Genomic DNA, 11,691 nt, shown 5'->3' with positions numbered 1-11,691 from the left:
GGTGGCGCCGCCTCAGTGCCCAGCACTGGCTGTGCCCCACCTGCATCGCCGTGTTCACCCCGGTCTGCCCGTTCTGACCCGACGCCACGGCCGCGGTGCGGCCCCGGCCAGCTCTCACCCTCGCCGGGGCCGCCCACCCCCTGCACGGAGGTATCCAGCATGTTCGCAGACATCGCCCTAGCGGTCACCAGCTGCGGCACCGCCGCCGCGACCCTCTACGCCCACCACCTGCACCGCCGCCTACACACCGACCCGCTGACCGGCCTGCCCAACCGCACCGCCCTGTACCGCGCCCTCCACCGCGCCCAGCGCCGCCCCGGCCCGGCCCGGCAGGTGGGCCTGCTGCTCGCCGACGTCGACCGGTTCAAGCTCATCAACGACACCCACGGGCACCGCACCGGCGACGCCGTCCTGACCAGCATCGCCGCCGTTCTGGCCAGCGAGTGCCGCCACGAAGAGATCCCGATCCGGCTGCACGGCGACGAATTCGCCGTGCTGCTCACCTCCGTCCGCGGCCCGGCCGAGGTCGAACAACGGGCCAGCGAGCTACGCACGCAGCTGGCCGCCACCCACCGGATCCACGGCCTCCCGCTGGCGGTGACGGTCTCGCTCGGTGGCACGGCCGCTCCTGCCCGTGGCGCCACCCCGTCGAGCCTGCTCGCCCGCGCCGACGAGCAGATGTACGGCGACAAGAACGCCCGCCCCGTCACCACCCTGCCCACCGCCGCACCCGTCGCCCGGCGTCGTGACCTTCCACGGGAGGCAGCATGACCACGACCAGTGCCACCGCGCAGACCCGCGACTGGGCCCTGTGCCTGGCCGACCTCGGCTGGCACGTCTTCCCCCTGCGGCCCGGCACGAAAACCCCTGCCCTGCACGGACACCGCACCTGCCCCGGAACGGGGATCTGCGCCGACGAGCACCAGGGATGGGAACAGCGCGCCACCACCCACCTCACGCGGGTCCGCACCTGTTGGAGCAGCGGGGGGTACAACATCGCGATCGCCACCGGCCCGTCCGGACTGCTGGTGGTGGACTGCGACCAGCCCGGCCACGAGCACCGCATGCCCGACCGCTGGGCCACTCTCGGCATCCGCACCGGCACCGAGGTGCTAGGGCGTGTCTCCTATATGTGAAGGGTTTTTGTCGAGACGGTGGAGGAATGAGCATTTCTTCCTCTTCTCGGTTCCGGTGCCTTACCGATGAGCAGTGGGCACAGATTGCGCCGTTGCTGCCATCGAATGCTGGCCGCAAGGGACACCCGTTCAGAGACAACCGCAGGATCGTTGAGGGCATCATCTACCGCTCCAGGACAGGGATCCCGTGGCGGGATCTGCCTCGGGAGGCGTTTGGCCCGTGGCAGACAGTGTGGAAGCGCCACCGCCGCTACGCTGCCGATGGCACCTGGGACAGGGTCCTGGCCCAGATCTTGGCTGAGGCCGATGCTGCTGAAGAAATCGACTGGCAGGTCTCGGTGGATTCCACGATTACCCGCGCCCATCAGCATGGGTCCAACACCACTCGTCCTGATCAGCCCACAGGGGGCTGGGTCGAATCACAAGAATCCCGGCACCGGGTGGCTTGAAGAGCCTGAAGGTCACGCGATGGGCCGTTCCCGGGGCGGGCTCTCCTCGAAGCTGCACGCAGCTGTCGATGGCAACGGTATGCCTTTGGCGGTGGTGCTCACCGGTGGGCAGCGAAACGACGGGGCGGTGCTGGTTGAGGTCATCGATGAGATCCGGGTGCCGCGCATCGGCCCGGGAAGACCTCGGACAAGACCGGATGTGGTGATCGCTGATAAGGCCTACTCCAATGGGGTCATCCGTAGCCTGTTGGCTTCTCGTGGGATCAAAACGGTGATCCCGCAGAAGTCCAACGAACAGGCCTCCCGCAAGCACAAGGGCACCCGCGGTGGCCGGCCTCCAGCCTTCGATGCCCAGGCCTACAGAGGCCGCAACGTTGTGGAACGCACCTTCGGTCTGGCCAAACAATGGCGAGGGATCGCGACCCGCTACGACAAACTGGCTATCACCTACAGAGCCACCGCTGTGCTCGGCGCGGTCATCACCTGGCTCCGGAAATAGACGACACGGCTTAATCATCTCCTCGGGTGAATAACCCGGGATACTCGATCACCAGACCACTCTCGTCTACCGTGATTGACCGGCGAAAATCGGAGTCACGGGACTCGTAGAGGTACTCGTTCTCGCCGGTGCGGGTGTAGCGCTGCGGGTCAGTCGTGACATCGAGTTGCGGGACCCGGATGTAGGCAGTGGTGATATCAGCGCTCTCCCCAACAGCAAGGCCGAGTCGTCGGATCGGCAACGTGTTGCTCAGCGGGGAAACAGAGATGTCGACCTCTCGCGCCGCATTGAGGTCAGGGCGTGATTCCCCGTCAACCTCCCACCCCTGATCAGTGAAGCGGAGCCTTAATTCGCGTCCACCCACGCGAACCACGAGATCAGTGAACTCCCAGGCCTCCGTAGTTCTCAACGTGTACGAGCAAGCGCCAGCAGCGCCTTCGATCTCGCTGTTGACGGCCACGCCTTCTGGTCCGCTCTCGATCCGGCACGACTCGCGCGAGGGCTCATCCAAGCCGATCCACACGATCTCAGTCATCGTCCTCCTTGACTCGTTGGGGTGGGCCACTTGCTTGAGCCTGCCATCTCCTACAAGGCAGAACAATCGTCGCCGCCGTCATCGCCGAACTACAAGTATAGGAGACACGCCCTAGCCGCTCTCGCCCGCCGGGCCGCGGCTCCGCTGCCGGCCACCTACACCGTGGCCACCCCGTCCGGAGGGACGCACTACTACTTCCGCAACTCCGGGGCGCTGCGCAACACCTCCGGGCAGCTCGGGCCCCTGATCGATACCCGGGGAGTCGGTGGCTACGTCGTCGCTGCGGGATCGGTCCTGCCGGAAGGCGGTTACGAACTCATCGACGACACACCACCGGCCGATCTGCCCGGGTGGTTGGCCCAGGCACTGGCTCCCAAGCCGCCTGTGGCCAACTCAGGGCCACGTGAAATCGCCGCTGTGCACCCGGATAGCTACGTGGCCGCCGCACTCGCAGCCGAGGTCGACCGCGTCGCCGCGGCGCCCTCAGGGCGGCAGAACCACACGCTGTACGAAGCAGCCCTGGCCCTGGGGCGGTTCGTGGCAGGCGGAGCAGTCGACGACGCCACCGTCCGAACCGCACTGCACCGCGCCGTATCCCGGCTCCCCCTGACCCGACCGAACGAACCGTGGTCGCCCCACCAGATCGACGCCACGATCAACTCCGGCTTCCGCACCGCCACCCACCGCCCGCGCAGCGTCTGCGGCACGCAGGCGGCATGACATCCACGACGTCACGAACGCCGAGCCATTCAGCCCCCACCACCCGTGGAAAGGAGGATTCCGTGACCACGCACCTGCACGCCGTCCCCGACACCGCCACCACCGGCTCACCGGGCGCACCCCGCTGGGACGACGAGCCGATCCCGCTGGACAGCGTCCGCGGCCTGCCCACCTTCCCGACCGACGCGCTGCCGACATGGCTGGGCGAGATGGTCGATGCCGTCGCCGAGGCGACCCAAACCCCGGCCGACCTGGCCGGATGCGTCGCCCTGGCGGCCACGTCGACCGCGATCAGCGGGCGCACCTCGGTACAGATCCGGCCCGGCTACACCGAGCCCACGAACCTGTTCGTCATCGCCGCACTCCCGCCCGGAACCCGCAAGTCCGAGGTCTTCCGCGTCATGACCTCCCCAGTCCTGGCCGTCGAGAAGGCCCTGACCGAGGCCGCCGAGCCGAAGATCGAAGCCGCACAACTCGCCAAGCGCATCGCCGAACGCGAGGCCCGGGAAGCGGAGGAGAAGGCCACGACCGATGACCCGAGCTCGGTCGACGACGCCACCGAAGCCGCGCTGCGCGCGCAACGCGCCGAGGTGCCCGCGAAACCCAAGCTGGTCGTCAACAACATCACCCCGGAGAAGGCCACGGCCCGACTCATCGAGCAGGGCGGCAGGCTGGCGGTGCTCGCCCCGGAAGGCGGCATCGTGTCCATCATCGCCGGACGCTACTCGGGTGTTCCGAACTACGACGTGTTCCTGTCCGGACACGCCGGTGAACCCCTGGACAGCGAGCGGCAAGGCCGCGAGGAACTCCGCGTCGACGCCGCTCACCTCACGCTGGGACTGGTGGTGCAGCCGGTCGTGCTGAAAAACCTCGCCGCCATCACCGACGCCCGGGACAAGGGGCTGTTGGGCCGATTCCTGTACGCCCTGCCCACCTCCACGCTCGGGTTCCGCAACACCCACGCCGACCCGATCCCACCCGAGACCGCCACCGACTACGACACCCGGATGCGCACCCTCGTGCACCACTACGCGGGGCTGTCCAAGCCCGCCGCGCTGACCTTCACCACCGAGGCCAACGACGCGATGCATGCGCTGCAAGCCGACATCGAGCCGCACCTGCGGCCCGGCGCGGCCTACGGGCACATGACCGACTGGGCCGGGAAGTACCCCGGCGCCACCGCCCGCATCGCCGCGAACCTGCACACCGCCCAGCACCTCGACCATGCCGCCGAACACGCCATCACCGGCGAGACCTTCGCCGCCGCCCGACGGATCGGGGAGTACTTCCTCGCCCACGCCCTGGCCACCTACGACCACATGGGCACCGATGCCACCCTCGACGACGCCCGCACGCTCCTCGACTGGATCGAACGCACCCGGCCCACCTGTTTCACCCGCCGCGACGTCCTCAACGCCCACCGCCGCCGCTTCGGCACCGCCGCCGCGATCGATCCGGCCCTGTCGGTCCTCGAAGACCGTGGGCACCTCATCCGGGTCGACCCACCCGCCCGCAGCGGGCCCGGCCGCAAGCCCAGCGCGACGTACTGGCCCCACCCCTGCTACCGCGCACCCCAGGACCGGGCATGACCGGCGTCCGCAGAATCCGCAGAATCCGCACAATCCCATCACCGCAGGTCACAACGCCGTCCGGGACGTACGCACAACGTACGCAGAATGTACGCAGAATTGCCCGGCGCGCTCGCCTGGACGCCCCTCGGCACGGCCGCAGCCCGCTGACCTGCACAGATTTTTGCCGACATTCTGCGTACATTCTGCGTACGCCCACCATGATCACGCTGTGACGCTTTGACCAGCGCAAATACCGCCGCACGCTGAATTCTGCGGATTCTGCGGATTCTGCGTACGGCCCCTGTCGCCCTCACTCACCGGGGGAGACACATGCCTGACCAGGAGGAACGCATGGCGACACGACGCAGCGGCACCTGGATGACCGTTACCGAGTTCTGCGCCGAGATGGTGATCTCCCGCTCGACGTTCGACGACTGGCGAGCCAAGGGTCGCGCGCCGAAAGCGGTCCGGCTGCCGAACGGTTCGCTGCGCATCAAGCGCACCGACTTCGAAAACTGGCTCGACACCCTGGAGGCCGACGCAGCATGACCGAAACCAGTTACGAGGTCCGGATCTGGACGAGCAAGCCGCGGAAGAACGCGCAGGGAGGGGTCACCAGCTACCCGGTCCGCTGGAGGGTCGGTGATCGGTCGCATTACCGCACCTTCAAGACAAGGGCCCTCGCCGAAAGCTTCCGGGCGGACTTGGTTTCCGCAGCCCGGCGGGGTGAGGCGTTCTATATCGCCCCGCCGGGCCTGCCGGTGTCCGCGGCTCGCCGAGCGATCAACCAGCTGACCTGGTTCGAGTTTTCGCAGCGCTACGTCGATCTCAAATGGCCACGGGCGGCGGCGAAGTCACGCGCGGGGATTGCCGACACCCTGGCCACGGTCACACCCGAGTTGCTGGCGACCGAGCGCGGTAAGCCGGACGGGAAGGTGCTGCGTCGGGCGCTGACCCGCTGGTTGTTCAACACCAAGCAGCGTCAGGAGGACAAGCCGCCTGAGATCGTGCGGGCGCTGCGGTGGCTGGAATCCAACACGGTGCCGGTCTCTCGGCTCGCCGAGCCGGGGCTCATGCGGCAGGTGCTGGAGCAGCTCGCTTCTCGGATGGACGGCGCACCTGCGGGAGCGAAAACGTTCACCCGAAAACGCGCGGTGCTGCACAACGCGCTGGAGTACGCAGTCGAGCTCGGCGAGCTGGAGAGCAACGTGCTGCCGCGCATCAGGTGGACGCCGCCAAGAGAGGCCAAGGGGATCGACAAGCGGGTGGCGGTCAACCCGAACCAGGCGCGGCGGCTCCTGCGGGCCGTCGGTCAGCAGTGGGTGGAGGGCCAGCCGCGGCGTTCCGCCGGTCCGGGGCTGGTGGCGTTCTTCGGGGTCATGTACTACTCCGCGCTGCGGCCGGAAGAGGCGGCGATGCTGCGCAAGCAGGACCTGAACCTGCCCGAGCGGGGCTGGGGTGAGTTGCTGGTGTCCGAGACGGCTCCGGTTGCCGGGGCGGCGTGGACGGACTCCGGTCAGCGCCGTGATCGTCGTCATCTCAAGCAGCGGGGGAGGGGAGAGGTACGGCCGGTGCCGTGCCCGCCGGAGCTGACCGAGTTGCTGCACGACCACCTGTCCCGGTTCGGGGCTGCCGGGGATGGGCGGTTGTTTCGCAGCCTGATGGGCGGGGACGTGGCTGAGTCGACGGTGGCGCGGGTGTGGGACCGGGCCCGGTACGCGGTGTTCACGGCTGACGAGTACGCCTCGCCGTTGGCTCGGCGGCCCTACGACCTGCGGCACGCGTGCGTGTCGACCTGGCTCGGTAGCGGGGTGCCCTCCACCCAGGTGGCCGAGTGGGCAGGGCACTCGGTCGCGGTGCTGCACCAGGTCTACGCCAAGGTGCTCGCCGGTCAGGAGGACAGCGCACGCCGACGAATCGAGGAAGCACTCAAGGCAGGCCATGAAGGTTAGGTCGGATCTCGTACGCGCATCGTACGTAGACAGCCGTAGTCATTCGTAGGAATCGGGAACAACCGCGGACCGGTCCGGCGCGGCCGTTCACGCGAAACACCTGGTGAGCGGTCGCGCTGACCTGGTCGAAGAGGGTGCCCCCGGTGCGATTCGAACGCACACTGGACGGATTTTGAGTCCGCTGCCTCTGCCGGTTGGGCTACGGGGGCTGGCGGCGGTGAGCATACTGGATCCGTGATCACCCGGTGCGCGCGGGCCCGCCGCGGCGGGTGTGCTGTGGGTGTCGTCATGGTCACGTCCGGAGTGCGTCTCGGGTGGCTGGTGTGACCGGTAAGCTGCACTTTCCGGTGCAACACCGCATCGGCGGACCCGATAGTTCCCAGGAGGATCCGGTGACCACGCCGGCTGCCGAGGACCCGCAGGAGCCCAAGCCCGTCGAACGGCGCGTACTCGTGGCCGAGGACGAGGCGTTGATCAGGCTCGACCTGGTGGAGATGCTCCGCGAGGAGGGCTACGAGGTCGTTGGGGAGGTCGGTGACGGGCAGGAAGCCGTCCGATTGGCCGACGAGCTGCGCCCGGACCTGGTGATCCTGGACGTCAAGATGCCGAAGATGGACGGTATCGAGGCCGCCTCGAACATCGCCGGTGAGCGGATCGCGCCGGTCGTCATCCTCACCGCGTTCAGCCAGCGCGACCTCGTCGAGCGGGCCCGGGACGCCGGGGCGATGGCCTACCTGGTCAAGCCGTTCGCCAAGCGCGACCTGGTGCCGGCGATCGAGCTGGCGGTGTCCCGGTTCACCGAGGTGCAGGCGCTGGAGGCCGAGGTCGCCGACCTGAACGAGCGGCTGGAAGCGCGCAAGACCATCGAGCGGGCCAAGGGCCTGCTGATGAACAACCACAACCTCTCCGAGCCGGAGTCGTTCCGCTGGTTGCAGCGCACCGCGATGGACCGGCGCACGACCATGAAGGCCGTCGCGCAGGCCGTGCTGGACAACCTGTCCTGAGCACGGGCCGCGCCCGCCGTCAGCTCGCCGGCGGCTGGTCGCGCAGGGCGCAGGACAGCCGCGCCGAGCAGGTCCGCTCGCCGTGCTCGTCGGTGATGGTGATGTCGTAGGTGGCGGTCCGCCGCCCGCGGTGCAGCGGGACCGCGACACCGGTCACCGAGCCCGAGGTCGCCGCCCGGTGGTGCGTGCAGGACAGGTCCACGCCCACCGCGACCCGCCCGTCGCCCGCGTGCAGCGCGGCGGCCACCGAGCCGACGGTCTCGGCCAGCACCGCGTTCGCGCCGCCGTGCAGCAGCCCGTAGGGCTGGCGGTTGCCGGCCACGGGCATCGTGCCGACCACACGATCGGGGTCCCATTCGGTGATCTCGATGCCCATCCGGTCGGCGAGCTGCTCCCCGGCAGCGCGCAGCACCGGGTTGGTCTGCTCGTCCTCGCTGGGCACGGTCTCGTCGCCGGTTGTGGTAGCCACCTGCTCGGTCTCCTTCGCCTCCGGTCACGCTCTGTCCGCCCCGCAGCCTAGACTCGCCGCCGTGATGGATTCCGCGGACCGACGCCTGCTGTTGATCGACGGCCACTCGATGGCCTATCGCGCGTTTTACGCCCTGCCGAAGGAGAACTTCCAGACCGGCACCGGGCAACACACCAACGCGGTCTACGGCTTCATCTCGATGCTGATCAACCTGCTCCGCGACGAGCAGCCCACGCATCTGGCGGTGGCGTTCGACGTCTCGCGCAAGACGTTCCGCAGCGAGGCGTTCAGCGACTACAAGGCCAATCGCGGCAGCACTCCGGACGAGTTCCGCGGCCAGGTCAGCCTCATCCAGGAGGTGCTGGCCGCGTTGAACATCCCGGTGCTGAGCAAGGACAACTACGAGGCCGACGACATCATCGCGACGCTGACCACCTCGGCCACCGGTGAGGGGTACCGGGTCTCGATCTGCACCGGCGACCGGGATGCGCTGCAGCTGGTCACCGACGCGGTCACCGTGCTGTATCCGACGAAGGGGGTGTCCGAGCTCACCAGGTTCACCCCGCAGGCGGTGGAGGACAAGTACGGCCTCGGCCCGGAGCAGTACCCGGATTTCGCCGCGCTGCGCGGTGACCCGTCGGACAACTTGCCCAAGATCCCCGGGGTGGGCGAGAAGACGGTCACCAAGTGGATCCAGCAGTTCGGTTCGCTGGCCGAGCTGGTGGACCGGGTGGACGAGGTGAAGGGCAAGGCGGGAGACAACCTGCGCGAGCACCTGTCCTCGGTGCTGCTGAACCGGCAGCTCACCGAGCTGGTGCGCGACGTTCCGCTGGAGACCGAGCCGGATCAGCTCGAAGTCGGTTCCTGGGACCGCGATGCGGTGCACCGGGTGTTCGACGAGTTGGAGTTCCGGGTGCTGCGCGATCGGTTGTTCAGCACGTTGGGTACCGCGGAACCGGAGGTCGACGAGGGTTTCGACATCTCCGGCGGCGTGCTCGAACCGGGCGGGTTGCGCGCCTGGCTGGCGCAGCACGCGTCCGGCGGCCGGCGGTTGGGCATGGCGTTCACCGGGCAGTGGGCTCGGGGCAGCGGTGATCTGCAGGCGCTGGCGCTGGCGACCGCGGAGGGCGCGGGCCTGTACCTGGAGACCGCCGAGCTGGCCGCCGATGACGAGCAGGCGCTGGCCGAGTGGCTGGCCGATCCGCAGCGGCCCAAGGCCGCGCACGACGTGAAGGGCCCGTTGCACGCGGTGCGCGGGAGGGGGTGGGTGCTGGCCGGGCTGACGAGCGACACCGCGCTGGCCGCGTACTTGGTGCGGCCGGGGCAGCGTTCGTTCGACCTGCCCGACCTGGTGGTGCGCTACCTGCAGCGGGAGCTGCGCGCCGAGGACGACGCCGGCGACGGCCAGCTGTCGCTGCTGGAGGACGAGTCGCAGGCGCGGGAGAAGGCGGCGGCCACTGAGCTGGTGCGGGCGCGCGCGGTGGCCGAGCTGGCCGATGCGTTGGACGCCGAGTTGGATGGGATCGACAGCCGGTCGCTGCTCACCGAGCTGGAGCTGCCGCTGCTGCTGGTGCTGGCCGAGCTGGAGTCGGCGGGGATCGCTGTCGACGCCGAGCAGCTGGCCGACCTGCGCAAACGCTTCGGTGAGCGGGTCGTGGACGCCGAGCGCGCCGCGCACGCGGTCATCGACAAGGAGATCAACCTCGGTTCGCCCAAGCAGCTGCAGGCGGTGCTGTTCGAGGAGCTGGGCATGCCGAAGACCAAGCGCACCAAGACCGGCTACACCACCGATGCCGAGGCGCTGCAGACGCTGTGGGAGAAGACCGAGCACCCGTTCCTGCAGCACGTGCTGGAGCACCGGGACGCGACGCGATTGAAGACCACTGTGGAGGGACTGGAGAAGTCCATTTCGGACGACGGCCGGATCCGCACCACGTTCAACCAGACGATCGCGGCCACCGGTCGGTTGTCCTCGACGGAGCCGAACCTGCAGAACATCCCGATCCGCACCGACGAGGGGCGTCGGATCCGCGAGGTGTTCGTCGTGGGCGACGGCTATTCGGAGCTGATGACGGCCGACTACAGCCAGATCGAGATGCGGATCATGGCGCACCTCTCCGGCGACGAGGGTCTCATCGAGGCGTTCCGCACAGGTGAGGACTTGCACAACTACGTCGCTTCGCGGGCGTTCTCGGTGCCGCTGGACGAGGTGGATCCGGAGCTGCGCCGCCGGGTCAAGGCGATGTCCTACGGGCTGGCCTACGGGCTGTCGGCCTACGGGCTGGCGCAGCAGCTGCGGATCTCGGCCGAGGAGGCCAAGGAGCAGATGGACGCGTATTTCTCCCGGTTCGGCGGGGTGCGCGACTACCTGCGCGAGATCGTCGACCGGGCGCGCAAGGACGGCTACACCTCGACGATCCTGGGGCGGCGGCGCTACCTGCCGGACCTGGCCAGCGACAACCGGCAGCGCCGGGAGATGGCCGAGCGGATGGCGCTCAACGCGCCGATCCAGGGCAGCGCGGCCGACATCATCAAGGTGGCGATGCTGGGCGTGCACCGGGCGCTGGCCTCCAGCGGGTTGCGGTCGCGGATGCTGCTGCAGGTGCACGACGAGTTGATCGTCGAGGTCGCCGACGGCGAGCGGGACGCGGTGGAGGAACTGGTGCGCGCGCAGATGGCGTCGGCGTACGAATTGGACGTTCCGCTGGAGGTGTCGGTCGGCTTCGGCCGGTCCTGGGACGCGGCCGCGCACTGAGGCCGGTCCGGGGCGGGACGTTTCACCGGTGTGGCGGAGTGTTTCGGCTCGGTCACGATGTGTGCGTTCGCCGCCGGTGCTGCGGGTGGCCGGTTTGGATGGTGCCGTACGTCGGCGGGCCCACCGACCGGACCGCGGCCCGGTGCGGATAACCTGCCGTACGCGCTACCGGCCGCGGAGGAGGAGCATGATCAACATCGACAGGGTGGACCACTTGGTGCTCACAGTCGCCGATGTCGATCGGGCAGCGGATTTCTACGAGAACGTCCTCGGTATGTCGCAGGTGTCCTTCCCCGGGGACCGGCGGGCGGTGAGCTTCGGTGCGCAGACCATCAAGCTGCACGCGGCCAGCGAACTCGTGGAGCCCACCGCGACGCATCCGGTGCCCGGTTCGGCGAACCTGTGCTTCATCACGCCCAATCCGATCAGCGAGGTGCAGGAGCACCTGCGCGCCAGCGATGTGCGGATCGAGGAGGGCCCGGTCAGCAGGACCGGGGCCGAGGGCCCGATCACCTCGCTGTACGTGCGGGATCCGGACGGCAACCTGATCGAGATCGGCCGCTACGACGAGCCCGAGCAGGAGCCCGCGCCCGCGGACTGA

At 68.7% G+C, this 11,691-nt stretch carries 12 protein-coding genes and 1 tRNA gene; 10 read left to right on the top strand and 3 right to left on the bottom strand.

The genetic code is table 11. The features are described 5' to 3' along the window. Positions 1-159: 159 nt before the first annotated feature. The 3 genes from IQ251_RS14090 (at position 160) to IQ251_RS14080 (ending at position 2,084) form a co-directional block, all read left to right on the top strand. Positions 160-771 (top strand): GGDEF domain-containing protein, encoded by a 612-nt coding sequence (locus IQ251_RS14090; RefSeq protein ID WP_193929012.1) that lies wholly within the window; start codon positions 160-162, stop codon positions 769-771. Beyond that, entirely contained in the window at positions 768-1,136 is a 369-nt protein-coding gene (locus IQ251_RS14085) for a bifunctional DNA primase/polymerase (RefSeq protein WP_193929011.1), read from the top strand. Before IQ251_RS14090 ends, IQ251_RS14085 begins: the two co-directional genes overlap by 4 nt. A 26-nt stretch (positions 1,137-1,162) precedes the next feature. Next, a protein-coding gene (locus IQ251_RS14080) for an IS5 family transposase (protein WP_228046812.1) occupies positions 1,163-2,084 on the top strand; the annotation gives its coding sequence in 2 pieces (ribosomal slippage) (positions 1,163-1,539 and positions 1,538-2,084; 924 coding nt in all). Positions 2,085-2,094: 10 nt separating this feature from the next. Here IQ251_RS14080 and IQ251_RS14075 read toward each other — a convergent pair. Further along, positions 2,095-2,619 (bottom strand): putative glycolipid-binding domain-containing protein, encoded by a 525-nt coding sequence (locus IQ251_RS14075; protein WP_193929009.1) that lies wholly within the window; start codon positions 2,617-2,619, stop codon positions 2,095-2,097. A gap of 30 nt (positions 2,620-2,649) precedes the next feature. Here IQ251_RS14075 and IQ251_RS14070 point away from each other — a divergent pair, with 30 nt between their 5' ends. The 4 genes from IQ251_RS14070 (at position 2,650) to IQ251_RS14055 (ending at position 6,862) form a co-directional block, all read left to right on the top strand. Then, positions 2,650-3,339 carry a bifunctional DNA primase/polymerase gene (locus IQ251_RS14070; protein WP_193929008.1) on the top strand — a complete coding sequence of 230 codons (690 nt, stop codon included), beginning with the start codon at positions 2,650-2,652 and terminating at the stop codon, positions 3,337-3,339. A 62-nt stretch (positions 3,340-3,401) separates the two neighbouring features. Continuing rightward, positions 3,402-4,928 carry a YfjI family protein gene (locus IQ251_RS14065; protein ID WP_193929007.1) on the top strand — a complete coding sequence of 509 codons (1,527 nt, stop codon included), beginning with the start codon at positions 3,402-3,404 and terminating at the stop codon, positions 4,926-4,928. 333 nt (positions 4,929-5,261) lie between these two features. After that, positions 5,262-5,459 carry a helix-turn-helix transcriptional regulator gene (locus tag IQ251_RS14060; protein ID WP_193929006.1) on the top strand — a complete coding sequence of 66 codons (198 nt, stop codon included), beginning with the start codon at positions 5,262-5,264 and terminating at the stop codon, positions 5,457-5,459. Further along, positions 5,456-6,862: a tyrosine-type recombinase/integrase gene (locus IQ251_RS14055; protein ID WP_193929005.1), complete on the top strand. Its 1,407-nt coding sequence runs from the start codon at positions 5,456-5,458 to the stop codon at positions 6,860-6,862. The genes IQ251_RS14060 and IQ251_RS14055 overlap by 4 nt, the downstream gene beginning before the upstream one ends. A 135-nt stretch (positions 6,863-6,997) precedes the next feature. On the opposite strand, the gene IQ251_RS14050 is transcribed toward IQ251_RS14055, so the two are convergent. Beyond that, positions 6,998-7,071, bottom strand: a tRNA-Leu gene (locus IQ251_RS14050). 183 nt (positions 7,072-7,254) lie between these two features. Here IQ251_RS14050 and IQ251_RS14045 point away from each other — a divergent pair. After that, positions 7,255-7,866, top strand: a complete 612-nt coding sequence (locus IQ251_RS14045) for an ANTAR domain-containing response regulator (RefSeq protein WP_193929004.1) — start codon at positions 7,255-7,257, stop codon at positions 7,864-7,866. Positions 7,867-7,885: 19 nt separating this feature from the next. Here IQ251_RS14045 and IQ251_RS14040 read toward each other — a convergent pair whose 3' ends face one another. Beyond that, a complete protein-coding gene (locus IQ251_RS14040) occupies positions 7,886-8,308 on the bottom strand; it encodes a PaaI family thioesterase (protein WP_370591400.1) in 423 nt (140 codons plus the stop codon). Between the two features lie 91 nt (positions 8,309-8,399). Here IQ251_RS14040 and polA point away from each other — a divergent pair, with 91 nt between their 5' ends. Together polA and IQ251_RS14030 are read left to right on the top strand one after the other, a co-directional pair. Next, entirely contained in the window at positions 8,400-11,090 is a 2,691-nt protein-coding gene (gene polA / locus IQ251_RS14035; RefSeq protein ID WP_193929030.1) for a DNA polymerase I, read from the top strand. 187 nt (positions 11,091-11,277) lie between these two features. Continuing rightward, positions 11,278-11,691 carry a VOC family protein gene (locus IQ251_RS14030; RefSeq protein ID WP_193929003.1) on the top strand — a complete coding sequence of 138 codons (414 nt, stop codon included), beginning with the start codon at positions 11,278-11,280 and terminating at the stop codon, positions 11,689-11,691.

The organism is Saccharopolyspora montiporae (genome assembly GCF_015209505.1).
Taxonomy (GTDB): Bacteria; Actinomycetota; Actinomycetes; order Mycobacteriales; family Pseudonocardiaceae; genus Saccharopolyspora; species Saccharopolyspora montiporae.
Note: the sequence above shows the minus strand (reverse complement) of the source record. Positions and strands in the feature narration are given on the sequence as shown.

What these genes read in the sequence shown, in the direction of transcription:
- IQ251_RS14090 (WP_193929012.1), top strand. Translation starts at nt 160, where the DNA reads ATGTTCGCAGACATCGCCCTAGCGGTCACCAGCTGCGGCACCGCCGCC.
- IQ251_RS14085 (WP_193929011.1), top strand. Translation starts at nt 768, where the DNA reads ATGACCACGACCAGTGCCACCGCGCAGACCCGCGACTGGGCCCTGTGC.
- IQ251_RS14075 (WP_193929009.1), bottom strand. Translation starts at nt 2,619, where the DNA reads ATGACTGAGATCGTGTGGATCGGCTTGGATGAGCCCTCGCGCGAGTCG.
- IQ251_RS14060 (WP_193929006.1), top strand. Translation starts at nt 5,262, where the DNA reads ATGGCGACACGACGCAGCGGCACCTGGATGACCGTTACCGAGTTCTGC.
- IQ251_RS14055 (WP_193929005.1), top strand. Translation starts at nt 5,456, where the DNA reads ATGACCGAAACCAGTTACGAGGTCCGGATCTGGACGAGCAAGCCGCGG.
- polA (WP_193929030.1), top strand. Translation starts at nt 8,400, where the DNA reads ATGGATTCCGCGGACCGACGCCTGCTGTTGATCGACGGCCACTCGATG.
- IQ251_RS14030 (WP_193929003.1), top strand. Translation starts at nt 11,278, where the DNA reads ATGATCAACATCGACAGGGTGGACCACTTGGTGCTCACAGTCGCCGAT.